The following is a 26,045-nucleotide window of genomic DNA, read 5'->3' on the forward strand; positions in this document are numbered from 1 at the left end:
TATAATAAATAAGTATTTAATAAAGATAGCCGCTTGATTAGTGGCTATTTTTTTGCTCTTTAATAATAAATATATTATTATATGTTATGTATGTGGACTACTTGACGCGAACATATGTTTGCTATATACTATTAGATATGAGGAATTACGTCAAAATTGTAAGTTCAGTTTTAAGTAATTATTAATTTATATAAGTTAGATTTATTGCACAGAATAATTTGAAAAAATAATGATCGTTCCGAATAATAATATATTCGTGCCTGTAAAACAACAAAAAATGTACAAAAATATAAATATCGTTCTTTACAATTGGAGATCGTTCCTGTATAATACATATGGAGGTGAATTAAATGAATTATTCGATTGAGATAGGTAAGATAGTAGAAGGGGCATTGAAGCATGACCAAACTAAAGTTCTTAATTATACAAAACAGTTAATTGAAAAATTAACCTTAGATGACGAATCAAGAGCTGCAAATAAATTTAATAAAATTTTAAGCGCACATAGTGAATCTACGTTATCGGCAATGGGAATGAAAAAGGATATATCAATGCCTGTTGACTCTGAATCAAGAACTGAATTAGCAGATATCATTTATCCAGATAATAATAAATATAATGTTATTCTGTCGAAAAGCAATGCTGAAAAATTAAATTCATTTATTTTAAGCTATAGAAATGCGGATAAATTGAATTCTTTAGGCATCGGAGTGTCTAATACCCTTTTACTTTATGGACCACCAGGTTGTGGTAAAACAAAATGTGCTTATCTCATTGCTAGAGAGTTAAATTTGCCTTTGGTAATAGCTAGATTAGATAGTCTTATTTCTTCCTACCTAGGAACAACTGCAAAAAATATTCGTACATTATTTGAATTTGCACAAAAAATGCCTTGTGTTCTTTTCTTAGATGAGTTTGATGCTATTGCTAAGGCCAGAGATGATAATAATGAATTGGGTGAATTAAAGAGAGTTGTAAATAGCCTTCTTCAAAATGTAGATTCCATGAGTAGGGATAGCTTGCTATTGGCTGCTACAAACCATGAAAAATTACTCGATACTGCTGTCTGGAGAAGATTTGATTACAAACTAGAAATAGAATTGCCAGATCTTGAAGCAATTGAAAAAATGATTAGCCTATTTACAAATGGTGTTGGGATTTTTTCAGATAAAGAAAAAAGAGAGTTAGCAACTGCATTTTTAGGGCTTAGTGGTGCTAACGTTGAAGAAATTGTAAAAAAGGCTTTAAGAAATTCTGTAATTCATGAGAATGAATTTTCCAAAAATAATATTTATGAGGAACTTTTTGTTTATAAAAATATTATTCCACAAAATTGTATTAATGAAAAAAAATTATTACAAATAAAGGCTAAATTTCTTAGAAAATGTAGTGAAAAAATATTTAGTCTGCAAATTATTGCTGATATTTTAGGAAGTTCTAAGACCACAATATCAAAATTAGTTAAGGGAGAAGATGAATTATGAGTGAGAAAAATTTGCCAATTAAAGTTGTGTTGCAAAAAGCTACTGACACACAAAAAAATAATAATGGTGGTGGTATAAAATATTTCGGAGATGTTACACCAGAATTGCAAAACGAAATTGCAGGAAAATTTGAGGATTTATTAGAATATTACTCTGATATTTTTGCTGAAAATGAATTAATACCCGCTGTGGGTAAAGTTACAGTAAAACCTGAAGCAATCGCCAAATCACATAAACCGAATGATTTGTGCCGTAATTGTCCAATTATTGGAAGTGAAGATCTAGATGAAATTTACATAAAAGTTAATAAAAAAACTATTACAGAAACTATTGAATTAATTCAAAATCCTCCGTCTCAGAAGTTTCGTGCTAATCTTACAACTATTACAGATATTGAACCTGTTCGAGCACAAGAGAAAATCTCATGTAGTTTAGTACAAATGCAAGAACAAGGAGAGTTCGATAAAGTTAAAAAGAAAATAAAATTAAAGCTTTTTGATTTTGATAATGAATTTGATAATAATCAAATTTTAGGGTATATATCAGATAAGCTATCACAGTATGGATTGTCCAAACGCAATGAAATGATATGCTACGGAGAAAAAATAAGATATATAAAAGTTGAAGTAAATACATTTGAAGAAATAGAAAAAATTGCAGCAATTAACGGAGTGAAATCTGTAGATTTTTTTCAAGAGTACTCCCTTCCATTAGCAGAAAATAACAATACGGATTTAAACGCATATTTGGATGGTGAATTTTCTGATAGTATGTTACAAATTGGTATTATTGATGGTGGTATTAGTGAAGATAATATGTTTTTAAAGCCTTATATAGTTGCAAAAGAAGAATATGTAAATCCTGTATATCAAAATCCTAGTCATGCTACATTTATAGCCTCAACCATTCAATATGGAAATAAATTGAACTGTGTTGATACAACAGAATTTCCTAGATTCAAATTTGTGGATATAATTGCTATACCTAATGGCGATAAAAATTTTGGACCAGTTGATTCGATTGGCGAGGAAGAATTAATGGAGATTATAGAGGATGTTATGGATAAATATTCTGTAACAACAAAAATTTGGAATTTATCATTAGGTATTGAAAACAAGGTTTGTGATGGTAGTATGTCAGACTTGGGTATTTTTTTGGATTACATACAAGATAAATATAGTGTTCAGATATTCGTATCTAGCGGAAATCTTAGTCAATTACCGTTACGAGAGTGGCCAGTGCAAACAAGTATGGGGGAACGTGATAGGATTATATCTCCAGCAGATTCTGTAAGAGCGATAACGGTTGGTTCCGTAGCTTTATTTGAAGCAGCAGACTCAATTGTTCGTAAAAATGAACCATCTCCATTTAGTAGAAGAGGTCCTGGCGCAAATTATATAGTAAAGCCTGATGTAGTAGATTATGGAGGTAATCTATTGCGCACTTTAGAAATTAAAGGGGTTGGGATGAAAGGATTGGATAATCAAGGTAAGATAATCGAAGGAAATGGAACCAGTTATTCAACGCCTAGAATTGTTCAAAAATACGCATCTATATATGATGAGATGATAGAAAAAGATCTTTTACTTGCAAAAGCTATGTTAATACATTCTGCCAGAATGAATTCAAGAGAGTTATTGGAAAAGAATCAGAATAACATTAAGTATTATGGTTTTGGAGTTCCGTCAGTTAAGGTACAAGATATTCTACAATGTAGTGAGGATGAAGTGACATTAGTATTTAAACAGAAAGTTACACAAGGTTCACATTTAGAAATGTTTGATTTTCCATATCCTAAAACTCTAATTTATGATGGGAAATGTCATGGTGAGATAGGAATGACGTTAGCGTATAATCCGCTCTTAGATGAAAGATATGGAAGGGAATATTGTAGAGTTAATATTGATACAAGTTTTGGTATATACAAGTATGATGAAGATAAAAAGATAAAATTCAAGGGATGTGTTCCACTTGAAAACGCTTGGGATGAAAAATATGAAAAGTCCAGGGTGATAAATGGTTTTAAATGGAGCCCAATTAAGTCATATTATCGAAAAATAGGTAAACAAGGTATAGATGCCGGGGATGGTTGGAAAATTCGTATTGATATGAGTCCTAGAAATGGACTTATTATTGCACCACAGGAATTTGTACTTATAGTGACTATCAAAGATCCAGATGGAAATGATATTTATTCAGAAGTAGTAAATGGATTAAGGGAAAAGGGATATATTACCAATAATCTTGAAACTAGACAACAGATCCGACAACGGCAGTAGGATTTTTTGTTAAAATAAAAATGTACTACAAATTCCAAAAAATATGAGTATAACGAATAGAAAAGTGGTAGAAGAAAATATTAAAATAGGAAAAAATTTACACAAACATATGTTTGGCGTATAATATATGCATGAATATTCAGATTATAGAAAAAGGGAATTTCGCAGAAACTATAAATGATAATCTGGGGAGATATGCTTATGGATAAATCGGATAAAGAACAAAAAGAAAAATTAATCAAAGAAATATTAAACCTATTATTATATGCTTCGGTAAGCCAATTAAATTACATTAAGATATTTATAAAATATTATTTATAAAAAAAAGACCAGTTTTATCAGGACTGGTCTTTTTTTATTTTCTCAACATACGTGTCAATGATTTTTTCTAATACTTCTTTGCTTGTATCATCTAATTGTTGGTAAGTAACAATTAAATTTTTAATAGACTCTGCAATTGATGATTCGGTATCCTTAAGTAAATATGCAGTATATTTCATGACTTTTTCTTGTTCAGTAAGTTGTTCGAACATTTCACCTGTTCCGTTGCGTAACCATTCTTCATTAATATTATAGGCATTAGCAATTAATTTTATATGTTTTTCAGTAACATTACGTGTGCCATTTTCAATAGCGGAAATCCCAGACTTAGAAATGCCGATAGCTTTACCAAGTTGCTCTTGATTGATATTTAAAGTAGTTCTCAAATACTTGACTCTTTCATTTGCATTCATTTTATACCTCTCTTTCTTAATATTAATTATAGTTCATTCGGTTCTGTTTGTAAATAAAAAAAAATCAAAAGTGGAATAATGTATTGACAAAGTTCTGTTTGTGTCATATAATAAATACATACAGAACAAGGAAGCGAGGGTGTGATTGATATGTCAGATTTAGAACCAGAAAAAAAAGAGCAAATTAAAGAATTTGTAGAAAAAATAGAATCGTTGGATGCGAAAGGTTTATATCTGTTACAAAATAGCGTAGATACATTATTAATATATCAAAAATTGAAAGAACATCACGAGAAGAGGGAAGCAGTGTAATAGATGATTAAAAAGAAAGGATGTTAACTATGCAAAGTTTGAAGCCAGTAATCGAAAAACTTGAAAGTTTATTTTCTAAATTTAATGACAGCTTATATGACGGGCAATTGCAAAAGCCTGTTATTACAGTTAGTCCAGATACTACGAAAGGTGCTTATGGCTGGTGTACAGCATGGAAAGCATGGAAAGCCTTAGACGCTGACACAGATGGATATTATGAGATCAACATTTGTGCAGAACATCTTAATAGAGAATTTAAACAAGTATGTTCTACACTGCTTCATGAAATGGTGCATCTTTGGAACTTACAGAATAATGTACAGGATACCAGTAGGGGCTGTACATATCATAATAAAAAGTTCAAACAAGTAGCTGAACAGCATGGACTTATTATTGAACATCATGAAAAATATGGCTGGACGCTGACAAGCTTAAATGAAAAGGCAGAGCAATTTATAAATGAAATAGGCGATAGAAAGTTTCAGCTTTATAGAGATATGACCACAAAAGCCAAAGCAAAGCCACCAAAGCAAAGTACCAGAAAATATATCTGCCCGGTATGTGGAACGATCATCAGGGCAACGAAAGAAGTTCATGTCATATGTGGTGATTGTGAGGTGAGTTTCGAAGAAGGGGAATAAGTATTAGCTGGCAGGTCGGTGATGTTGACCGTAGGATTCAAAATCAGCCTTGCCAATCGGGTTAGGGAAAACCCATGAAAAAGGACTCCCTAGTTACAGCTAGGAAGTCCCTGTGTTGAAAGACATATACGATTTAAACCGATATGCACCAAAACAAATTAATTATAGCATATCTATTAAGTCTTAGAAAGATCTTTTAATAAATTTTCCAAAATGTTTTCTGAACCTTGAAAATTTAATGAGCACAACCCGAGAGATATCTTTCCTGCTGAGCAGGTAGAGGGAACTGACCACATAGAAACGTAGGAGTTATATGGGTTGGGAACGGTAGGAGTTGTGTAAATAAGATAGAAAAAGGAGGATGATAAATATAACAAACAAGTTCAACGTAGTAAGTGTGGACTTGTGGATGACCCACATGTTTATGGAATTGGTGGTAACTGTATGGGCAAGTTAAAACTTATCCATGCAGCTGTTATTAATTGAATGTTGGTTATTCACAAATCCATACTTTTAAAGAAAGGGAGGAAAAAGAATGGGATCCTAAGAAGTTGATTGCCAAAATATATTCAATAATAAAGATGATGTTACCCAAAGATATGGCAGAAATGGTTGTTGTGAAAATACAGGAAGAGCTTGGAAAATGAGAAGAAAAATTTTACTAATTGAGCCGAATTATAAGAATAAATACCCTCCTATGGGTTTGATGAAGATAGCAACATATTACAAAAGGCTTGGTGATGATGTTACTTTTTTTAAAGGAGACTTAAAAGAACTAGTATTAAATAATACCTATGAAGCGTTGGTAAAGCAACTATATGCTAATAATCCAAGTATATTTTGGGAGAGCTATAAGCCTGACATTTGTACATATTTGAAGAAAGGATATAAAGAATCATTTGAAAGAATTCCTTGTTCCAGTGAAAATCCTATTATTGTTGAGTTACTAAAATATTATAGAAAATATTTTTACAATAAGGAGTACTTTAAACAGGAAAATAGAATGTATGACCGTGTAGGGATAACTACACTTTTTACCTTTTATTGGGATATTACAATAGATACAATTAATTTTGCAAAAAGACTGTGTAAAAAAGAAAAAGATGTAATGGTTGGAGGCGTAATGGCATCCATTTTGCCAGATAGGGTAGAAGCGGATACAGGTATTAAGCCATACGTCGGAACGCTTAGTATGCCAGGGGTTTTAGACAATGGGAATGATATGGTTATCGATACGCTTCCGTTAGATTACTCTATTTTGGAAGAAATTGATTATGTTTATCCTGCTAACAATGGTTATTTGGCATATACAACTAGAGGATGTGTTAATCAATGTAAGTTTTGTGCTGTGCCTAAACTAGAACCAGATTATAAAAATTATATGCCAATAGCAGAACAGCTTAGGGCTACAGACCAGAGATTTGGTGGTAAGAAGGATTTGTTGTTATTGGATAATAATGTATTGGCATCATGTCATTTCAATCGAATTGTTGATGAAATCAAAGAGGCGGGGTTTTCCAGAGATAGTCTATATACACCGTCTAATTTCTTTGAAATAGCAATCAAAAATTTAAAAGATGGATATAACGATAGGGGCTATATAAAAGCTCTTGTTAAAGAGTATCAAACATTAATTCAAAAATACGGAAGTAAAATCCAATTTATTTATGACTTGTTAGAGAGTAAATATTTATTGGAAGAATCCACTGCTAAAAAAGAGGCAATACTTGAAACTTATGAGGTAGTTAAACCATATTTTGAACAGATGTACAAAAAGAAAGCCCTTAGAAGATATGTTGATTTTAATCAGGGTATAGATGCCAGATTGATTACGGATGAAAATATGGAAAAGTTATTTGAAATTGCTGTTCGTCCAGTGAGAATTGCATTCGACCATTGGAAACTTCATGATATTTATGAGAGAGCGGTTAGAACTGCCGTAAAACATGGGCACCAATATTTATCAAATTATGTTCTCTACAATTTTGAAGATAGGCCGATTGAACTATATAGACGCCTAAAATTAAATGTTAATTTATGTGAAGATCTTGGGGTAAGTATTTACTCATTTCCAATGAAGTATCATCCCATAGAAGAACCTAAGTATTTTAGCAATCGAGACTATATTGGAGTTTATTGGAATCGTAAGTTTATAAGAACAATTCAGGCAGTGCTTAATTCTACAAAGGGAAAAGTGGGGAAAGGTTATTCATTTTTTTGTAAGGCGTTTGGAGAGAATGAAGAGGAATTTGTTAAATTACTTTATATGCCGGAGGCAATGATTATTTATCGATTTTATTTTGAGGCAAATGGTATAGTTGATGAATGGTGGAATTGCTTTCAAAGTTTGTCTCTTGAGCAGCTGGCGGATGCAAAAGAAATAATTGAAAGTAATAATTTTTCTGATTTTGAGGATAAAGTCAATGATAAAGACATTTTGCAGCTATTGGAATATTACCGAATAAAAAAGAAAGATGTTATAAATAAAGAATAAATTATGATAGAAGTGTCAAGGTATGGTCAATAAGCTCTGCAAGGAGTTTTCAAATATAATAGTATAAGGGTGATCTGACATTATAAATAAAGATAGTCGCTTACATAGTGGCTATTTTTTGTTTGTATATTTTTGCTATTTACTGACTTACGTAATACATACATATGTTCCGTGTATAATGTGGGAGGTATTAAAAAATTTCTATGCACCTGCGGCCTTTTGCTGCAATATTGAGCACATTTATTGTCATTTGAAACTACTCAAGTAATCTGTAAATTATTGGATTTTCTTGAAATTAAATATGACAGGTCAGCTCTTAGGCTGCCTGCCATGCTAAGATATAAGACTTAGTCCATTCTGACTGTCATAAACGTATATTATTTTTATTCCACTTCCATATAAATATATTTTCCCTGGGTATTGTCTTCCTGAATAGCATAAAGGTGATATTTTTTATCAATATGCAGTATATATGTATTGTCCAATTCATCCTTAACCTGCAATTTATAACCTTCAGAAGCCTCTAATGCGTTTGCTTCGGTAAGATTTCCTATATTCTGCATTTCAAGGCTTCCTAAAATAGATTCTGCATCTTTTTGCTGACAGGATAATGCGTTCGTTACCAATTCTACACTTTCTTTTGTATAAGACATCTCATGTTCTCCTTCTTCTACAGTTTCTGGCTGCTGGTTCTGTTGTTCTTTGCATCCGCATAAGCAGGTGCATATGACTGCAAATAGCAGCATTAACTTTACTTTTTTCATACGGCCCTCCGATTTTTGTTTCTTATGTTCCTTGTATCTGTATAAACAGTGCATATGAATACAAAGAGCAATATTAACTTTATTTTTTCATATAATTCCGTCTATTTCTGTCCTGCAAATTCCCTTGCATCACTTTCCACCGGTTGATTTCTATAATTCTCATAGCCGTCATCAGAAGATATATAATTTTTAAAGTTATCTTTCCAGCTATTAATCGTATCTTTATCTACCTGATAATCTGTAGGATGGTCTACTGCTGCATGCTGGTATGCATGACGCATCTCATGCGTTATTGTAGTAAAAAGAAAATATGATTTTTCAGGCGTATAAGTATCTATAATATATGAATTGATACTTACCCTGTTTTTAGAATCTGTGTAATAACCATTGGTTATCATTCCATCTTTCGGTTTCTCATAAAAAAAGTTTACCTCATCTTTTACATTTATACCAAGAACACCTTCAATTTCATTCATATAGTTTTTTAATAATTCCTGTCGTTCTTCTGGCGTTGCGTTTTTCCATGCCTCCTCTGAGTAAGTATCAGAAGCTAATAATTCATTGATACGCTTCTGCATTTCTTGATCCGCCGCCTGCTGTTGTTCATCTGTAGTTGCAGTATAGGCTTTATCTTTATCCTCTCCAAATATGAAATCCCAAAGTTGTTTCCAAAATCCACGCTTATCTGTTCCTTTTGCATCTGCGGATAATTGGGGTTTATCTGCGCCTACCTTTGCACCTTCATCACAAATCCGCTCTTCACAATCTGTATACAACTGAACGATACTTTCCAGTGCTTCCTGGAAGCTATTCATTTGGGATGCTTCTCGCAAAACTTTCTGATATAGTTCATTTAATTTCTGATTAACTGAAGCATAACTTCTGGAAGACCCTTTCAACCCTCTTCTACAGTCATTGATCTGCTCCGCCAGCACCTTTATCTCTTTTGACATCTTCTCCAATGAACTGGCATTTTCTAGTGTTCTTTTCGGCTCAATGCTGAATTCCTTATCCATTTATACGCCCCCACTTCTTCCCAAGACTGCTTAATAGCCATAATGTAACATCATTCACACAGTTTGCTTTTTCATATTCCTTATGGGATTCTGTCTTGCCGCATTTCTTGTATACCACTCTTCCCTCTTTTGAACATACAATTTGCAATTTTATTTCTTCCTGGCCTACTTTCCCTTCCAGTTCGACTTCCGGTTCTTCCAGAGCATCTGCATACGCCCCAATTACCAGTGGAAGTGACGGCAGTAAGTAAATTTTAACCTGTCCCTCCTTTTGATCGATGCAAATATAATTTTGGTTTTTTATATAGATCCTTCGTTTTCTTGCTTTTCCTTCTATTCGCATATATGCATCTGTGTCTCCTATTGTGTGGAAAATATGGTGCCCCAATGGAGTAAATGCATATGTTTCATTTTCCAGTTCCATTACCTTTTGATCGGATAAATGCCTGCGTATCTTTTCACGGTCTATGTTTTGTTGATTAATTTCTATAGCCGCTATGCCAGGAATTTCCGTATACCCGAAATAAAATGCACATAACCAAAACTCGGTTTCACTTAATTTCATATTTTATTCCCGCCTTTTCAAATAGTTTATCTTTTTTCATTATACACATTTTTACTCTTTTGTGTTGATTTTCTGACAGACGACGCGGAAAATGGGTTGGATAACCAGTTTTTTATTTTTAAGACCCCAAATAGCAGACCAGTCTCTTCCAGAAGTTCTTCTATATCTTCTCTTTGAAGAATTGTATGGTTGATTATTAGTAAAAATACGTCGGATCTTCGTCTATTAATGAAGTATAAGTAAATGAAAAAGACAGGTGATTTCATCCTGTCTTTTGACGTTTTGCATGAAAATTTATATTATTAAATTGATTTAAAGACAGCTAGAGAAGGCTCAAAATATATAGCATAATTGTCTATTATGACTCGAATACCATATTTAGATTTATAGGCAATTAAAGCATCAGATAAAAATTGTTCAGTTACATCCAAATACTTTGCTATTTCATATCGGTTTTTACAACCATATTTAAAGGATTTAATAATGCCCATTAATCCAATTTGTTTGTTATAAGCCCAAAATCTGGCTTTTAATTCTTGCTTATGGTTTGCTGTTTTCGTTTGATCTAAGATGTTACCATAGGTAGTATGATAATGTCCCAATTCTTCGGCAAGAACACAAGATTTTTGAATAGTAGGAATATTTTTTCGGATTGCAATTCGTTTGCCTTTAATAAGACCATTACAATTAATTAATGGTTTTTCTTTTACAATCAGCTCTTCTGTATCAGCTTCAATCAGTAATTTTTCATAAGTCAATAAATATCACTCCCATCTTTATGAGTTCATTTTATTTAGTGTAAGTTCAGTTGAGAAAGTATTATTCCCATTCGCTATCATCATTCATGATGGCATTGTCATGTGCCAGTCCTTCAGGTGAAGGATCAATGTCTGTTCTTGCATTGGCGGCATTGAGAATACTGGGATGATTTTGGTAAATTGGATTAGAAGTTAGATCTTGAGCATATTCCAATACTTTATCTTTTCCAATAGTGGTAAGTTTATCTACTAGTGAAAGTAGTTGCATTTCATATTTAGATAAAATATGTTCATCACTTGTTGTTTGTAAAATATATAGTGGAGATACTTTTAAAGCTTTGGCAAGCTTTAATATTTTATCCCTTCCCATATTATTAATTTGACCAGTTTCCCATTTTCTAACTGTGCTTTTGCCAACACCACAGGCTTTTCCAATTTGTTCTAGGGTTAATCCAAGTTCTTTTCTTCTATTATATAAGCGGTTGTCCATGATATCTCCTCTTTTCTAAGTAAACTTATAATAACATAAAAGTGTCATTTATGCAACAAAAATTATAAAAAAGTGTCATTTATGGGTTGACAAAGAACATAAACAATGCTATTATTAAAGTGTCTTAAATGACACTTGATAGAGAGAGGTGATTAAATGAATGCGATTGTTCTTAAAGAAAAGGTTGCTTGCTATGGTGGGGTTGATTTATTAATTAGTAACTTAAGAAAACGTGGTATTTTTATAAGTAAAACATCCTATTATAGGAAAATCAAAAATAGAACTGAGTTTACCCGTAGTGAGATTCTTGGAATTATTGATGAATTGAAGCTTACAGATATGGAGACTCTAAATATTTTTTTTAATGAAGAAGTATCTTAAAAGACACTAAGCGTAAAAAACGGAGAAAGGATGTCGATTATGCAGAGTTTAAAACCAGTAATAGAAAAACTTGAAAGTTTATTTTCAAAATTCAATGACCGATTTTATAATGGGGAATTGCAAAAGCCTGTAATTACAGTCAGTCCAGATACTACGAAAGGTGCTTATGGTTGGTGTACAGCATGGAAAGCATGGAAAGCCTTAGATGCTGACACAGATGGATATTATGAGATCAACATTTGTGCGGAACATCTTAATAGAGAATTTAAACAAGTTTGTTCAACACTGCTGCATGAAATGGTGCATCTTTGGAATTTACAGAATAATGTACAGGATACCAGCAGGGGATGTACATATCATAATAAAAAGTTCAAACAAGTAGCTGAACAGCATGGACTTATTATTGAACATCATGAAAAATATGGCTGGACGTTGACAAGCTTAAACGAAGAGGCAGAGCAATTCATAAATGAAATAGGTGATAGAAAGTTTCAGCTCTATAGAGATTTGACCACTAAAGCAAAAGCAAAGCCGCCAAAGCAAAGTACCAGAAAATATATCTGCCCGGTATGTGGAACGATCATCAGGGCAACGAAAGAAGTTCATGTCATATGTGGTGATTGTGAGGTGAGTTTTGAAGAAGAGGAATAAGTATTAGCTGGCAGGTCGGTGATGTTGACCGTAGGATTCAAAATCAGCCTTGCCAATCGGGTTAGGGAAAACCCATGAAAAAGGACTCCCTAGTTACAGCTAGGAAGTCCCTGTGTTGAAAGACATATACGATTTAAACCGATATGCACCAAAACAAATTAATTATAGCATATCTATTAAGTCTTAGAAAGATCTTTTAATAAATTTCCCAAAATGTATTCTGAACCTTGAAAATTAAATGAGCACAACCCGAGAGATATCTTTCCTGCTGAGCAGGTAGAGGGAACTAACCACATAGAAACGTAGGAGTTATATGGGTTGGGAACGGTAGGAGTTGTGTAAATAAGATAGAAAAAGGAGGATGATAAAAATAACAAACAAGTTCAACGTAGTAAGTGTGGACTTGTGGATAACTCACATGTTTATGGAATTGTTTATAATTGTGTGGGTAAGTTAAGAACTTATCCATGCAACTATTAATAATGTGATGTGGGTTATCCACAAATCCATACATTTATAGATAAAGGAGGAAAAAAATGAGATTATCACAGCATGGAGAAAAAGTAAGGGAGGACATATTGGCATTCATAACTGACTATATTCAAAGACATGGTTATTCTCCAACCTATAGAGAGATTGGCGAAAGTGTTGGTCTTAGATCCACTTCCAGCGTTTACTGCCATATTAAAATAATGCTTGAACGTGGGAGTTTAGAAACGGATGCAGATGGAGGGGTGCCAAGAGTCTTAAGAGTACCTGGATGAAATAGAGAAAAAACAATAAAATCAAAATTTTGGAATAACTTTTGTAAAATGAAACTTTAGCTGGTTAGGGAGAAGATGATGAACAACAAAGAACTATTGAATAAGTACACTGCTTTGTGTATGCAGTTGCAGGAGGAATATTTAAAAGAAAAACAAGATTTTGTAAAACAAAAACAGTTAGAGGTAGAGTACAAGGAATTGAGAAATAAAATATTGTACATTATGAAAACTAATAGTTGATTAAAGAAACGGAATATGCGCAGCGTTCAAATAATACGGTTTATTTTATCAATAGCCCGCAGGGAAGCAAATTAACAGGATAAAATGTTCTGTACAATGTAGCTGAAAATGGTATAATATAGTAAACAAGGAGGGGTGAGCATGAAAAGAAATAATAAAAATAGGATTAGAAATTTTAGAATGTTAGCCATACTGATCTTGATGGTTGTTACTATGTTGGTGCCAGTAGAAACCCAGGCGGCAAAGCTGAATAGAAAAACGATTACTTTGCAAAAAGGTAAAACTTATACCTTAAGGATGCAGGGAACGAAAAAGAGAACAACATGGAAAATAAGCAGACCATCCGTTGTAAGAACAGTTGGCGAAACAAAGACTTCCATAAAGATAAAAGCAATGAGGTCTGGGAAAACGGATGTGTCAGGCCGGGTACCGGGAAAAACTTATAAATGTAAAGTGCAGGTAGTTGATCCCAAATTGAATGTATCCAGAATCAGTTTAAATGTTGGAAGTACTAAGGTGCTAAAGGTGACAGGTGGTACAGGTAAAATTAAATGGTCAACTTCTAATAGAAGTCTTGCAACAGTTACTAATGGAAAGGTGATGGCAAAAAAAACAGGTACAGTTAAAATATTCGCAACCCAGAATAAAAAGAAGCTGACCTGTACGGTTACAGTATTACAGAAAACATCGAATGGCAATGGCGGTCAGGCAAAACCGGACACGATACCAGATATAGATGCAGGAGCGAGTAAAAAACCTGTGGAGAAAAAAGTCTGGGTTGTAACAGAGGGTGCGTGGATAGAATATATTCCAGTATATGTAAATGAAAGAAGCGAATTTGAATGTTCCTGTGGATTTAAAACAGAAAATGAAAATGTGTTTGATGAGCATAAATATGCTAATATGACAAATGAACATGGAAGAGATAGAGTTAATATTATATGGGATTCCATGTATTATGAAGAAATATACCATGATGAAGTCGGTTACTGGAAAACGGAATATGTTTATGAATAGATAAATTAAAATTGAATTTTAACATTTAAATCAAGGACTTACAGATTAAAACCTGTAGGTCTTTTTTATACCCGAAAAGCAGGAAAGGAAGAAAATGAAAGCAAAAGATCTAAATGTTCGGAAGACACTTTTTGAGCGGCTCCGTTACCATGAAAATTGTGCAGTATTAGATATGGAATTAGGAAACAACCCGGAACAGCATGTTCTTCAGGTCTTTGGGATCATGGATTATCTGAAGCATGCAGGTGTTGTTACTGGGAGTACAGATAGCCGCATATGTACCTATTTTGAAAATTTAGCAGTTTGTTTTGAATATCCCATTTAGTTATAAAATTGATAGTAGAGAGGAACATACAATGAAACGATATAAGAGCCTTACAAGAAAACAAAAGGAACAGCTGACCAGAAATGATAAACGCCTGAATGTGCGTAACTGGTGGTTCCGGTCAGAATCAGAAAATACGATAACGGTTGTAAATAAATTTACGAACCGTATAAAAATTTTGCCAAAGATATGAGGTGGTATGGGATGACAGAAGCAGGATGGAAGAAAGGTGATACATTACGTGATTATGACAGACGTATGGAAGATGATGCACAGGCTGCGCTCTTGTTGGAATATGCTAAAAAGAAGCAGGTTCGTAAGAAGAACAATCTGTTCTTCCCATTTAAGAGAAAGGAAAAAGGATTATAAAATGAATAAACAGCATACCGGGCAGAAAATAAGGGAACCTCCGTCAATGGGTTCCTTTTTTAATGCACTCAAAACAATGGATTCAATAGAAAGGAATAGATATAAATATGAAAAAAGTATGGAGAAGAGTGGTTTCCTGGATGGCGGCAGTGTCTATCTGTATGACTTCCATAGGCAGTGCAGTGACGGTACAGGCGTCAGAGTTGGAAACCGATCCGGTGTATACTGTGGCAGTAGATGATTGTGAACATGGCATGGTGAAACTGGATAAAGATGACGGCGCTTACCTGGCAGGAGAACAGGTTCATGTAACCTTAACGCCGGAGGCGGGGTGTACACTTAGCGGAATTACCGTTTATACGGAAGGTGAACAGACCGTAGAAACAGAGGAGGAGAGGACGGGAATTTCATTTACCATGCCAGCAGAGCATGTCCGCTTATTTACCGTATTTTCGAAAGAGACGGAAGTGTCAACAACCGAAGCGGTAACCAATGTAGTTACAGAATCAGAGGCAGAAACAGCCGTAGAAAAAGAGATGAAATCAGAAAACGGAATAGTGAATGAAAAGACTGCAAAATCAGAAACTGAAATGGTAACAGAAAAAGATACAGAGCCGGAAAATAAACTGGAAACAGAGCCAGAAACCAGTCTGGTTACAGAAAGTGAAACACAGACCGCAGCAGTAACAAAAGACGGGCAGGGGTATACAAAAACTATCCGTGTGGCTACGGATGGCGGCTTGCTTAAAATTCTTGATACCAAAGGGAATGTATTAAAAGAATTATCAGAGGGGGAGACCGTAACATACGAATATCCCAGTCCTGACAGCCCGGTAGAAGTTACCGTTTTAGCGGCAGCTAAAGAGGGGTATACCGTGAGTTCTTATATGACTAAATGGACAGCCGGGACAACAGAGTATGCGATACCGGAATCACTGGAAAACATCAATCAAAAAGAGTATACCAGAGGGCATTTTCTAGCTACCGCGGACTTTGATGAAACATTTGAGGTTTCCTTTACAAAAGATGACGGTAAAAAGGCAAAAGCATCTGCCTTTGCAAAAACAGCAAGAGATACGGGTGATATTGACAATCCAAAAGTCGGTGATTCGTTTGCAGGACGTGCAACGGTATATTATGATGGACATCCCAACATTGCCTATAACGGAACAGGTTATATTGTCTGTACGGATGGTGCATTCAAAGGAGAAAATATTATAATGAGTACTTGTGCTTCCGGGCATGATTTTGCAGCACCACAGACCGGGCAGACAGGAAGTTATACCATTACAATTACGGAAGTTGATACCCAGAACGGGCTTGTGACGGTCAGCGTATATTGGCAGAATGACAGCAATACAAGCGGATATCAGAACCTTAGCGGCACCTACAGCTATGAACAAAACTTTGATGGTACTTTGAAAGTATCAAAGACAACCACTGATCCAGAGTTCACCGCATATAATTATACTTCCGTATTCAAGAAAAACATGTCGTTAAATGCTACATTCGGTGTATACAGCGATAAAGATGCCACACAGCTGGTAAAAAAAATAAAGACGGATGCAGACGGCAACATGATAAAAGCGGGCATTGATTTGGAAGCAGATACCTATTTTGTGCGGGAATTGATACCGCCGAAAGGCTTTGCCCTGAACAGTGATATTAAAAAAGTAACGCTCGGTGCTGGTTCGTCAAGAACGGTAACCATTAAAGATTCTGTTTTAAGAGCAAAGATCATTGGTAAAAAAATAGATGCCCTGACTGGCACACCTACTCCGACAGCTGGTCTGTCTTTAGCAGGTGCAGTTTATGGCGTGTTTGAAGATGAGGACTGCAAAAAACAGGTTACGACAGGCAGCACAAATGAAAAGGGAAGTATTGAATTTAAGCTTCCTTATTTTGCCTATGGAGTTTATTTTATAAAAGAACTTACACCGCCAACAGGTTATGGCTTGGATAGCAGGATTTACAAAGTCGTAGTGGATGAGAGTCTTGGATTTAAAGATGGCAGTGCATACCGCTTAAATGATGTTACTTTCACATCTGTTGATGCGCCGTTAAGTGGAAAGGCACAGATCATAAAAGTAAGTTCGAATAAGGATATCAGCGAGGGCAACAAGTGTTATTCTTTAGAGGGCTGTAAATTCAAACTGACAAATATGGAAACGAAAGAGGAAGTACCAGAGATTCTGATCACAAAAGCAGATGGAAAAACACAGATGCTAGATCTTCCGGCAGGACAGTATTTGGCAAAAGAGATTGAAGCGCCGAAAGGATTTTTCTTAAATCCAGAACCAGTAAAGATTAAGGTGGAAGCAGGAAAAACATCTGTGATTAACTTTGCCAATGAACCATCAAATGATCCTGTTGCTGTGTTGCTAAAAAAAGTTGATGCAGAAACGGGTAAAGAGGTTGCAACAGGAAAGGGCGAACTGGCGGGAGCAGAATATACCTTTAAGTATTATGATGGACAATATACATCAGAAAGTCAGTTGGCTACTATTAAGCCTACTAGAATATGGGTTTTAAAGACAAATTCCGACGGTCAAATTATATTAAAATCTGCAGAAAAAGTCAGTGGAGATGAGTTTTATAAAAACAAGTTTGGTATAAGAGTGGTACCAATCGGAACCCTGACTGTTCAGGAGAGTAAAACCCCAACAGGTTACAAGTTGAATCCAACCTTGCACATTCAAAACATTATTGCCGGTGAATTTACAGGTGATATTATACAGTCTTACCAAACCGTAACTTCACCCGAAGAAATCAAAAGGGGTGATCTAAAAGGTATCAAGGTATCTGATGGTGATCTGAACCGTATGGCAGGGGTGCCATTTAAAATATCAAAAGTAGAAGCGAATGGGGAACTTGGTGAAAGCCATATTGTAGTTACCGATAAAAACGGCTACTTTGATACGTCTTCCACCTGGAATCCGCATACCCAGAATACCAACCGGGGTGAAACAGCGGAAGATGGTGTATGGTTTGGCGATATAAAAGCAATTGATAACAGTAAAGGTGCACTGCCTTATGATGATTATAAAATTGAAGAAATGCCCTGTGAGGCAAATGCAGATAAAGTACTCCTGAAACCGTTCATAGTGAACGTATCTAAAGACGGTGTTACCGTTGATCTGGGTACCATCACCAACGATTACAAGCCAAAACCAGAGATTGGTACGACAGCTACTGATGCAGTGACAGGCGGACATGAAGCCTATGCAGGTGAAACCACAATCATTGATAAAGTGAATTATTCGAACCTGTCCGTTGGTCTTAAATATATTTTAAAAGGTATTCTGATGGATCAGGCAACTGGTAAAGCCTTATTGGTAAATGGAAAAGAAGTCACGGCAGAAACCGCTTTTATCCCAGAGAAAGCAGCTGGTACAGCAGAAGTTAAATTCACGTTTGATTCCAGTGCACTAAAAGGAAAGTCTGTAGTCGCATTTGAAAGTCTTTATCAGGATGGCAAAGAAATTGCTGTCCATACAGATATTGCGGACACAGGTCAGACCGTAACATTTATAGAGCCGAAAATCAGTACCACGGCTACGGATAAATCAACAGGTGAACATGAAGCAAATGTTAGTTCCAAAACAACAATCATTGACGTGGTGAAATATGAAAACCTGATCGCTGGAAAAGAGTATCACTTAAAAGGTATTCTGATGAATCAGAGCACTGGTAAAGCATTGCTGGCAGATGGAAAACAAGTGACAAGTGAAACAACATTTATGGCGAACAATACCAGCGGTACAGTGGAAATGAAATTCACCTTTGATTCCAGTGCATTACAGGGAACAGCCGTGGTTGTGTTTGAAAACCTGTACTATAACAAAATAGAGATTGCCACACATGCAGATATTGAAGATAAAGGGCAGACTGTAACATTCACGGAACCTAAGATTGGCACGAAAGCTGCCGATGCAGTAACAGGCGGACAGGAAGCCTACGCAGGTGAAACCACAATTATTGACTCGGTATCTTATGAGGGATTACTTGTTGGCAGCACATACACCTTAAAGGGTATTCTGATGGATAAATCTACCCAGAAAGCCTTGCTGGTAAATGGAAAAGAAGTCACAGCAGAAACCACTTTTACTGCTGAAAAATCAAACGGTACGGCAGAAGTTAAATTCACGTTTGATTCCAGTGCACTAAAAGGAAAGTCTGTAGTCGCATTTGAAGACCTGTACAGCGATGGAAAACAGGTAGCGACTCATTCAGATATGAACGATAAAGGGCAGACAATCCTATTTAAAGCCCCAGAAATTGGTACCAAAGCAAGTGAGAAGGATACTGGCAGGAAAGAGATCACGGATGCGAAAAAAGTAACCATTGTGGATCAAATCAGCTATAAGGGACTGATTGCAGGTAAGAAATACACGGTGAAAGGTATCCTGATGGATAAAAGCACAGGAGAAGCTTTAAAAGTAAAGGGAAAAGAGGTCACAGCAGAAACCACCTTTACCGCAGAAAAAGCAACCGGCACTGTGGAAGTTACATTTTCGTTTGATGCCACAGACATAAAAGACAAATCTGTGGTCGTGTTTGAAACCCTGTATTATGAGGGAAAAGAGATTGCCACCCATGCGGACATTGAGGATGAAGCGCAGACTGTTAAATTTGTCAAAGCTGTGAAAACAACCGTAACCCCGAAGCCATCGGAAACGCCTAAGAAAGGAATCATTTCTGCACCGGTGAAAACAGGAGACAACACAAATCTGGCTGTCTGGATGGTTATGCTGGTTGTGGCTGCCATTGGAACAGGCGGCGGTATTTACTGGAACTTAAAACGCAAAAGAAAGAAAAGACATCTGTAAAGGTGTCTATTTTATTGAGCTGGGCAGGATCAGACAAGGAGGATAGTTATGCAGAGAAATGGCGTAGATTACCGGGCACTTGAGATAACAGGTATCGATGAATACCAGAATGATTATGAAGCCTATGCACTGCCGGAATTTAAGGGTGATGCATATAGCGATTTTGTCAACATGGTAAAAGAAGCCGATACGGTGGAAGGAGGAATCCGTGTGGTTCTGGACGGGGAAAAGACAATAAAGAAGCAGCCCGTAGAATTTATTTTCAATGTACGGATGCCCGAGGATGCATTTGATATGACTCAGCTTCTTTATGCTGGTGTAAGTGAATAAAAGGGAACCAGCAAAGGAAAACCGGAAGCAGAGATATGTGCCAGGGTAACTGGTGTAGGGGCTTTATCCGATATAGTTCTTGGTGGAAAACAGGCTGTACAAGACCGGATTTACTACTTAGAACTATATGGTAACAGCCTAAACGGGGCTGGGAAACAGCGCTTATGGAGTAAGCAGGAAAAAGAAGATGAAAGTAAACAGTATTGAATTTGAAGTATTTGGCATTGACGAATTTGAAAAAGACTATGAAAGCATCATACTACCAGAGTTTAAAGAAGATGTGAACCAGATCATGCTGAAAGAAATAGGTGATTGTGAGTTGGAAAAGGAAAATTTGCGTATAAACGTTGTTTTAGAGTCCGAACGGACACAAGACTATGGAACCGTAACTTTTCACTTTTGTGTAATTCCTGCGGATGAAGAATCGTCCAGAGTAGCCATTTTTTATGAGGGATTCCGCAGTTAAAGTTGTGTGAAAAACTCATAGATGTCAAACAATTCAAGAATTACCAGCTGGGATCAGACGTTGCTAATTAGAATTGTATGTAAATAATCTGCAAATTCCAGCAAGCAATAAGAATTAGTTCGAATAAATAACAACATCATCAATAGAAAAAGAATAGAAAGCAAGAGGTAGAAAAAATGAATTTAATGAATGTAAAACCAAATATGAAAGACCTTTTCGGAAGATTGGAAATGGGAAGAATTGAAGATTTCCCAACCAGGAGAGGGGACGAACCATTGAAAAAGGTAAATCTTTTTTCCGATGTACAGATCAATGACAACGTGTACGTGCTGGTATCACCAAAAAAAATTGACCGGACATTAAAACCGGATGACCTTGTAGAAATTGTGGAACCCAGACTGGAAGCTTATGGCGTAGTCAGGGGAAACAGGGCTTATACAAAGTATAGACTGTATGGTGCGGAACTGAGAAAAGTGCAATAGAAAAGACATAGCCGTAAAGCAATTGGAAATGTAAACGTGATAAAGAAGAAAGTATGAGGTAGAAATATGAATTTAACAAGTAATGGAAAAGCAAAGGGGATACTGCTTGACGTGGATTTTGTTTTAGGAGAATTGAAAATGTCAGGCAAACGTGGAGACGTAATGGAGCGTGATGCGGAAGGAAACGTAACAGAGGATGTAAGAAAAATGAAGTATGACTTAAGAAGCCGCGGGCAGGGGATGATGATCCAGGTCGGTATCCCGGCAGATGCACCTGTGGCAGAGATTCCACAAGGCACAAAAGTGAAGCTGGTGAATCCCGTATTCGGTGCGGTGGCAGAGCCTACTTTCGGAACAAATGCAAAGGTGGAGTGGTTTATCAATGCGGATAATATTGTTCCTGTAGGCGGTTCAAATCCAAATGTAAACAATAATCCGAACATGAATGCAAATCCGGGAGGAAACGGCGGCAACAAACAGCAGGAACAGAAAAAATGATAAGAAATAAGGCATTATCAGTGTTAGATATGGATAGGCGGCAGGTCAAAAGGCTTGCTGCTTATTACTTTTTTAGGAAAGGAAGTGGGTCAGATATGAAAAAGAGAATGGCGGATTATTATGAAAAACAGCGGCTGACAAAAGATGCATACTGGCATATGAAGCATATTCCATATGCAAATGTAAGAATGAAAAAGTAAGGATATTACAAGGAGGGAAACAACATGAATGTGGAAAGCCTGGATGTTACAAGGGTAAGAAATTACGACACCTATGAGAATCTGTTCCGGCAGATCATGCTGCCAGAGTATGCAGGAGAAGCGGAAAACAACCTGCGAAACACGATGGAAACCGAATTGTATCATCAGGATGCCGTGAAAGAAAATATTCGTTTTCAGGTGTGTGTGGATGCAGAGAAAGTAAGGGCGAAAGTGCCGATTGAGTTTTTGTTTTGTATTTACACCAGTGAAGAAACAGGCAGCATTTCAGAGTCTGATATTTTTTATGTCAGTTTTACATTGAATTGAAAGCTGAGAAAAGACAGTTGATGATGATTGTCTGCTAAAAATAAGTTCAGAAAGGCAGGTGAAATTGTGTGGTATAAAGTGAAAAAACGGATATGGAAAATGTGGGGGTCACTGCAGGATGGAATGCCAAACATCTCTTATTCCATTTGTAAAGATTACGTGGTATTGGTTCAGACGTCTATCTGTATGATGGGAATGTTAATTGTATTGGATGATATTTGGGGAAAAGGATTCTTATTGGGTGATACATCCCAGTTTTATGAGATGTTTGTGTCAAATGATTACAGCAGGTTCGTGGTTCAGCTGGGAACGGTTGGAATGCTTGTTTATTACGCGGTTACTTTGAAATTTGTAAGAATGTTTTCTGGTTTATTGGTTTCGTTTCTGGTGATTGGAAACTTATCTTCTACAAAAGGGCAGACATGGAAAATAGTACTTATTTTCTCGTGTATATTTTGGCTTTTGGCAAAGGTGTGGGAACTCTTGGAGAGAAAGGCGAACCGCCTGGGATACAGCATACTGTACCCTGAAATAAGAGAAGCCGAAGATACAGAGAAGCTTGTTTCCCAGAGGAACCCGGAAGGTCTGCATAAGGAAAATGGCCTGGAAAATGAAGAAAAATAACAGGAGGAATGAAAATGGAAGGATTTATTGGCGACATAAGAGTAGAAGGATATGAAACTTTTGTGGCAGATTTTGAGAGCGTGTCTGAAGAAGACGGCAGAAGTTCAGCGGCGGGGCTGTTAGAAAGTGCTTTAAGCTATTGTGTAATCGGAGAAGCATTCGGACTAGTAAACATAGAATGGCAAGCGGAATTTACGAAAAATCATAAAGCGGTAACATTCTTTATAGAAGTTTCGGAAGTGGATGACGGCATCAGACTTAAGTATGTTGGTATGGAATAAACAGCATTTCCCATATGCCCTGCCTGTAGCTAACAAATTAAGGAGGAAACGGTATGGATTTTGACGTGAACAGCATATGGAAATATGACTGCTTTCTGGAAACATTCCAGGCATTAGTAAAGCCTGCATATGATGCAGAAACTTATCTTTATGATTACCTGGAAGAGGGGGTTCTGGATTACGGGAAAAGAGATTTTTTATTGACCGTTCCAGTAGAACCTGAAAAGCTAAAAAAAGGGGACTGCGGCATTCGTTTTCTGTTTGTGGTAGAACCAACGGAAGAAGGGTACCGGGTTATGTATCTTCATATGATATGCCAGTAATGGAGAAAGGACGATGAGAATGTTTTATGGGTATTGTCCATTATAAGGGAAAACGTATCCGGGCGGGGAATAAGCTGTTGGTCAGCCGGTTCGTGGCAGGTTCGTTTTTGACTCTGTTTCTTGGGATGCTTGTACTTTTAAACCTTGGGCAGCTTATGCATATTGATTGGAGCAGGTTCAGTCTGCTTTCTATGGACAGCATAAAGATTTCCCTTACTCTTTACAATTATATAACGGTATTCGTGGCGGCTGGTGTCTGTGCATTGGCTGTTTTTTTGTATCATCGGTATGGCCTGGATCATTTCAAAAGCCTGAAGCACAGGCAGCTGCTTGCCCGTATGGTATTGGAAAACCATTGGTATGAAGCTGAACAAGTAAAAAATGAGGGATTTTTAAAAGATAAGCCGTCTGGAAAAGCAAAAGAGAAAATTAGTTATTTTCCGAAAATGTATTACCGCATGGATAAGGGGATGCTCTATATCCGGGTTGGAATCAGCATGGGCAAATACCAGGATCAGCTTTTAAACCTGGAAAAAAAGCTGGAAAGCGGCCTGTATTGTGAATTGACAGATAAAATACTGTATGAATCCTATGTGGAGTATCTCTTGATTTATGATATGATAGCAAACCGCATTTCCATAGAGGAAGTGCAGGCGGTGGATGGAAAGCTGCGGCTGATGAAGAATGTCTGGTGGGAGTATGATAAACTGCCAAACATGCTGATTGCCGGAGGGGTCGGCGGTGGAAAAACATATTTGATCCTGACGATTATTGAAGCTTTGCTCTGTACAAATGCAGTAATCTATGTATTAGATCCCAAAAATGCAGACCTGGCGGATCTGGCTGCGGTAATGCCGAATGTCTATTATGAGCAGGAGGACATGATAGATTGTCTGGATCAGTTTTATGAGGGAATGATGCAGAGAAACAAAGATATGAAAAAAATGGAGAACTATAAGACGGGAGAAAATTATGCATACCTGGGGCTTCCAGCCCATTTCCTTATTTTTGACGAATTTGTGGCGTTCATGGAAATGCTGGGCAGTAAGGAAAGCGTTGCTGTTATCAGTAAATTAAAGAAGATTGTTATGATGGGACGCCAGTCTGGATACTTCCTGATTCTTGCATGCCAGCGGCCGGATGCAAAATACTTAGGGGATGGGATCAGGGATCAGTTTAGTTTCCGGGTTGCGTTAGGTCGTATGAGTGAACTTGGATATTCCATGATGTTTGGAGAGACGCAGAAACAGTTTTTTCTAAAGCCGGTAAAAGGGCGTGGATATGTAGATGTAGGAACCAGCGTCATATCGGAGTTTTATACACCAAAGGTGCCGAAAGGGCATGATTTTTTGAAGGAAATAAGTAAATTAGTGAGAAAGAAGCAAGCAGTTTATGAGATAGAAAAGGAACAAAAGGAAGATGAAATATAATATTATGGCAGAACCGAATGGTGTATGTCATTTTCTAATATTGTAGTAAATTAGATTATTATAAGCAAAATATTGAAGGAGGATGAAAAGTTGAGGAGTGATAAAGGTCAATGATTAATTATGTAAATGCAATTGGGGCACTTATTCCTGCGTTTTATATTGCTTATGCAATAATATTGGAGGTTGAAGAAAAATATAAGATAAAGCTTTCTCAATCAGTCATACTTTTTTGTGTGTTATATGCAATAGGATATATTATTTCTTATTTGTTACTATGTTTTTTTCGATACTTAATGAAATAGTTTATTATAAATTGTTGATAAAATTAAGAAACAAGCAGTTATATAAGTTACGTATAAAATAAATTTCTTTTTGACAGATAAACCAGAATCATGAATTTTTTGAAACAAAAGAATAAAATCAGATCCATAGGTTATAGCAAAAGTCAAAACAAATAAAAAAATGGAGTACGAAATAAAAAATCCATAGATATCATTGGGACTAGCTGAAGGAAATTCCATAGCTGGAGCGTAAAGTATTTTATAAATCAAGACTAATAAAAGGATAACTGTATTTATTTCAAATAGTATTGTTGAACTACGGTTAATGATTATATAAGTGCGATCATTTATCCATTGATGCAGGATATCCAAAAGGAGAGTAATTGCAAAGATTATAAGCAAAAATCCCCAGATGGTCAATAAATTTTCATGAGAAATATATAATTTTGTATAAAGCTGTGTCAGCAAATCTGGACACAGGTCGTTTATTTTGTCGAAGAGTATATTTTTTAAATTAATAGCTTTTTGGGGGAATAACACGGCAAAGATTAAAAATATGATCAAAATTTTAGGGAATTTCCGAACTTTCTTAGTGAGTAAATCTATACATTTATTTATAAGAGTAGACATATTTATCTCCTTGTATGTTGATTTTTTAATAATTATATCAAAATTTGTTATAAATTGGAA

Annotated in this window: 31 protein-coding genes; 24 read left to right on the plus strand and 7 right to left on the minus strand. The window is 35.9% G+C overall.

Translation table 11 applies throughout. The features are described 5' to 3' along the window. The first annotated feature begins 350 nt into the window (after positions 1 to 350). Both CD03_RS0127850 and CD03_RS0127855 read left to right on the plus strand, forming a co-directional pair. Positions 351 to 1,484: an AAA family ATPase gene (locus CD03_RS0127850; RefSeq protein WP_027296435.1), complete on the plus strand. Its 1,134-nt coding sequence runs from the start codon at positions 351 to 353 to the stop codon at positions 1,482 to 1,484. Next, a complete protein-coding gene (locus CD03_RS0127855; protein WP_027296436.1) occupies positions 1,481 to 3,763 on the plus strand; it encodes a S8 family peptidase in 2,283 nt (760 codons plus the stop codon). Before CD03_RS0127850 ends, CD03_RS0127855 begins: the two co-directional genes overlap by 4 nt. Positions 3,764 to 4,101: 338 nt before the next feature. Here CD03_RS0127855 and CD03_RS0127865 read toward each other — a convergent pair whose 3' ends face one another. Continuing rightward, positions 4,102 to 4,497, minus strand: coding sequence for a helix-turn-helix domain-containing protein (locus tag CD03_RS0127865; protein ID WP_027296437.1), 396 nt, complete (start codon positions 4,495 to 4,497; stop codon positions 4,102 to 4,104). 150 nt (positions 4,498 to 4,647) lie between these two features. On the opposite strand from CD03_RS0127865, the gene CD03_RS38110 reads away from it, so the two are divergent. The 4 genes from CD03_RS38110 to CD03_RS0127885 all read left to right on the plus strand — a co-directional run bounded on the left by CD03_RS38110 (position 4,648) and on the right by CD03_RS0127885 (position 7,944). Beyond that, positions 4,648 to 4,809, plus strand: coding sequence for a hypothetical protein (locus tag CD03_RS38110; RefSeq protein WP_156043047.1), 162 nt, complete (start codon positions 4,648 to 4,650; stop codon positions 4,807 to 4,809). Between the two features lie 29 nt (positions 4,810 to 4,838). Beyond that, positions 4,839 to 5,450, plus strand: coding sequence for a SprT-like domain-containing protein (locus CD03_RS0127875; RefSeq protein WP_044289723.1), 612 nt, complete (start codon positions 4,839 to 4,841; stop codon positions 5,448 to 5,450). A gap of 482 nt (positions 5,451 to 5,932) precedes the next feature. Next, positions 5,933 to 6,097 (plus strand): hypothetical protein, encoded by a 165-nt coding sequence (locus tag CD03_RS38115; RefSeq protein ID WP_156043048.1) that lies wholly within the window; start codon positions 5,933 to 5,935, stop codon positions 6,095 to 6,097. Beyond that, positions 6,094 to 7,944, plus strand: coding sequence for a hypothetical protein (locus tag CD03_RS0127885; protein WP_027296439.1), 1,851 nt, complete (start codon positions 6,094 to 6,096; stop codon positions 7,942 to 7,944). The genes CD03_RS38115 and CD03_RS0127885 overlap by 4 nt, the downstream gene beginning before the upstream one ends. Positions 7,945 to 8,327: 383 nt before the next feature. Here CD03_RS0127885 and CD03_RS0127890 read toward each other — a convergent pair whose 3' ends face one another. From CD03_RS0127890 to CD03_RS36580, 5 genes are all read right to left on the minus strand, one after another. Continuing rightward, positions 8,328 to 8,708, minus strand: coding sequence for a hypothetical protein (locus CD03_RS0127890; RefSeq protein WP_027296440.1), 381 nt, complete (start codon positions 8,706 to 8,708; stop codon positions 8,328 to 8,330). Between the two features lie 101 nt (positions 8,709 to 8,809). Then, complete coding sequence (locus CD03_RS0127895) at positions 8,810 to 9,724, minus strand: hypothetical protein (protein WP_027296441.1); 915 nt, start codon at positions 9,722 to 9,724, stop codon at positions 8,810 to 8,812. Beyond that, positions 9,717 to 10,289: a hypothetical protein gene (locus CD03_RS0127900; protein ID WP_027296442.1), complete on the minus strand. Its 573-nt coding sequence runs from the start codon at positions 10,287 to 10,289 to the stop codon at positions 9,717 to 9,719. Before CD03_RS0127900 ends, CD03_RS0127895 begins: the two co-directional genes overlap by 8 nt. Positions 10,290 to 10,591: 302 nt before the next feature. Further along, positions 10,592 to 11,047: an ImmA/IrrE family metallo-endopeptidase gene (locus tag CD03_RS0127905; RefSeq protein WP_027296443.1), complete on the minus strand. Its 456-nt coding sequence runs from the start codon at positions 11,045 to 11,047 to the stop codon at positions 10,592 to 10,594. Positions 11,048 to 11,108: 61 nt separating this feature from the next. Beyond that, positions 11,109 to 11,537 (minus strand): helix-turn-helix domain-containing protein, encoded by a 429-nt coding sequence (locus tag CD03_RS36580; RefSeq protein WP_052378015.1) that lies wholly within the window; start codon positions 11,535 to 11,537, stop codon positions 11,109 to 11,111. A gap of 156 nt (positions 11,538 to 11,693) precedes the next feature. Between CD03_RS36580 and CD03_RS35090 the strand changes: the two genes are divergently transcribed. The 18 genes from CD03_RS35090 to CD03_RS0128005 all read left to right on the plus strand — a co-directional run bounded on the left by CD03_RS35090 (position 11,694) and on the right by CD03_RS0128005 (position 25,074). Continuing rightward, positions 11,694 to 11,918, plus strand: a complete 225-nt coding sequence (locus tag CD03_RS35090) for a hypothetical protein (RefSeq protein ID WP_044289725.1) — start codon at positions 11,694 to 11,696, stop codon at positions 11,916 to 11,918. Between the two features lie 39 nt (positions 11,919 to 11,957). Next, positions 11,958 to 12,569, plus strand: a complete 612-nt coding sequence (locus tag CD03_RS0127920; RefSeq protein ID WP_156043049.1) for a SprT-like domain-containing protein — start codon at positions 11,958 to 11,960, stop codon at positions 12,567 to 12,569. 536 nt (positions 12,570 to 13,105) lie between these two features. Next, positions 13,106 to 13,333, plus strand: coding sequence for a LexA family protein (locus CD03_RS0127925; RefSeq protein ID WP_027296445.1), 228 nt, complete (start codon positions 13,106 to 13,108; stop codon positions 13,331 to 13,333). Between the two features lie 381 nt (positions 13,334 to 13,714). Next, positions 13,715 to 14,590: an Ig-like domain-containing protein gene (locus CD03_RS0127935; RefSeq protein ID WP_027296446.1), complete on the plus strand. Its 876-nt coding sequence runs from the start codon at positions 13,715 to 13,717 to the stop codon at positions 14,588 to 14,590. 94 nt (positions 14,591 to 14,684) lie between these two features. After that, positions 14,685 to 14,915: a hypothetical protein gene (locus CD03_RS0127940; RefSeq protein WP_027296447.1), complete on the plus strand. Its 231-nt coding sequence runs from the start codon at positions 14,685 to 14,687 to the stop codon at positions 14,913 to 14,915. A gap of 31 nt (positions 14,916 to 14,946) precedes the next feature. Then, on the plus strand, positions 14,947 to 15,108 hold the full coding sequence (locus CD03_RS38120; RefSeq protein ID WP_156043050.1) for a DUF6906 family protein: 162 nt from the start codon (positions 14,947 to 14,949) through the stop codon (positions 15,106 to 15,108). Positions 15,109 to 15,119: 11 nt separating this feature from the next. Then, entirely contained in the window at positions 15,120 to 15,284 is a 165-nt protein-coding gene (locus CD03_RS38125) for a hypothetical protein (RefSeq protein WP_156043051.1), read from the plus strand. 107 nt (positions 15,285 to 15,391) lie between these two features. Then, positions 15,392 to 20,113 (plus strand): VaFE repeat-containing surface-anchored protein, encoded by a 4,722-nt coding sequence (locus tag CD03_RS36585; protein WP_052378016.1) that lies wholly within the window; start codon positions 15,392 to 15,394, stop codon positions 20,111 to 20,113. Between the two features lie 48 nt (positions 20,114 to 20,161). Further along, on the plus strand, positions 20,162 to 20,443 hold the full coding sequence (locus tag CD03_RS0127960; protein ID WP_027296448.1) for a hypothetical protein: 282 nt from the start codon (positions 20,162 to 20,164) through the stop codon (positions 20,441 to 20,443). Between the two features lie 187 nt (positions 20,444 to 20,630). Beyond that, positions 20,631 to 20,909 (plus strand): hypothetical protein, encoded by a 279-nt coding sequence (locus CD03_RS0127965; RefSeq protein ID WP_027296449.1) that lies wholly within the window; start codon positions 20,631 to 20,633, stop codon positions 20,907 to 20,909. A gap of 176 nt (positions 20,910 to 21,085) precedes the next feature. Beyond that, positions 21,086 to 21,391, plus strand: coding sequence for a DUF961 family protein (locus tag CD03_RS0127970; protein WP_027296450.1), 306 nt, complete (start codon positions 21,086 to 21,088; stop codon positions 21,389 to 21,391). 66 nt (positions 21,392 to 21,457) lie between these two features. Beyond that, a complete protein-coding gene (locus CD03_RS35100; protein ID WP_052378017.1) occupies positions 21,458 to 21,889 on the plus strand; it encodes a DUF961 family protein in 432 nt (143 codons plus the stop codon). After that, a complete protein-coding gene (locus CD03_RS38360) occupies positions 21,886 to 22,089 on the plus strand; it encodes a hypothetical protein (protein WP_027296451.1) in 204 nt (67 codons plus the stop codon). The genes CD03_RS35100 and CD03_RS38360 overlap by 4 nt, the downstream gene beginning before the upstream one ends. A 24-nt stretch (positions 22,090 to 22,113) precedes the next feature. Next, positions 22,114 to 22,416 carry a hypothetical protein gene (locus CD03_RS0127985; RefSeq protein ID WP_027296452.1) on the plus strand — a complete coding sequence of 101 codons (303 nt, stop codon included), beginning with the start codon at positions 22,114 to 22,116 and terminating at the stop codon, positions 22,414 to 22,416. Positions 22,417 to 22,494: 78 nt separating this feature from the next. Further along, the gene (locus CD03_RS0127990; RefSeq protein WP_156043052.1) at positions 22,495 to 23,040 is read left to right on the plus strand and encodes a hypothetical protein; all 546 of its coding nucleotides are present in this window, start codon (positions 22,495 to 22,497) and stop codon (positions 23,038 to 23,040) included. 14 nt (positions 23,041 to 23,054) lie between these two features. After that, the gene (locus CD03_RS0127995; RefSeq protein ID WP_027296454.1) at positions 23,055 to 23,321 is read left to right on the plus strand and encodes a hypothetical protein; all 267 of its coding nucleotides are present in this window, start codon (positions 23,055 to 23,057) and stop codon (positions 23,319 to 23,321) included. 53 nt (positions 23,322 to 23,374) lie between these two features. Beyond that, positions 23,375 to 23,644 (plus strand): hypothetical protein, encoded by a 270-nt coding sequence (locus CD03_RS0128000; RefSeq protein WP_027296455.1) that lies wholly within the window; start codon positions 23,375 to 23,377, stop codon positions 23,642 to 23,644. A 26-nt stretch (positions 23,645 to 23,670) separates the two neighbouring features. Beyond that, positions 23,671 to 25,074, plus strand: a complete 1,404-nt coding sequence (locus tag CD03_RS0128005; protein ID WP_027296456.1) for a cell division protein FtsK — start codon at positions 23,671 to 23,673, stop codon at positions 25,072 to 25,074. Between the two features lie 290 nt (positions 25,075 to 25,364). On the opposite strand, the gene CD03_RS0128015 is transcribed toward CD03_RS0128005, so the two are convergent. Continuing rightward, positions 25,365 to 25,985 carry a hypothetical protein gene (locus CD03_RS0128015; protein WP_027296458.1) on the minus strand — a complete coding sequence of 207 codons (621 nt, stop codon included), beginning with the start codon at positions 25,983 to 25,985 and terminating at the stop codon, positions 25,365 to 25,367. Positions 25,986 to 26,045: the final 60 nt, after the last annotated feature.

Origin of the sequence: Robinsoniella sp. KNHs210 (genome assembly GCF_000686105.1) — a bacterium.
GTDB classification, from domain to species: domain Bacteria; phylum Bacillota; class Clostridia; order Lachnospirales; family Lachnospiraceae; genus Robinsoniella; species Robinsoniella peoriensis.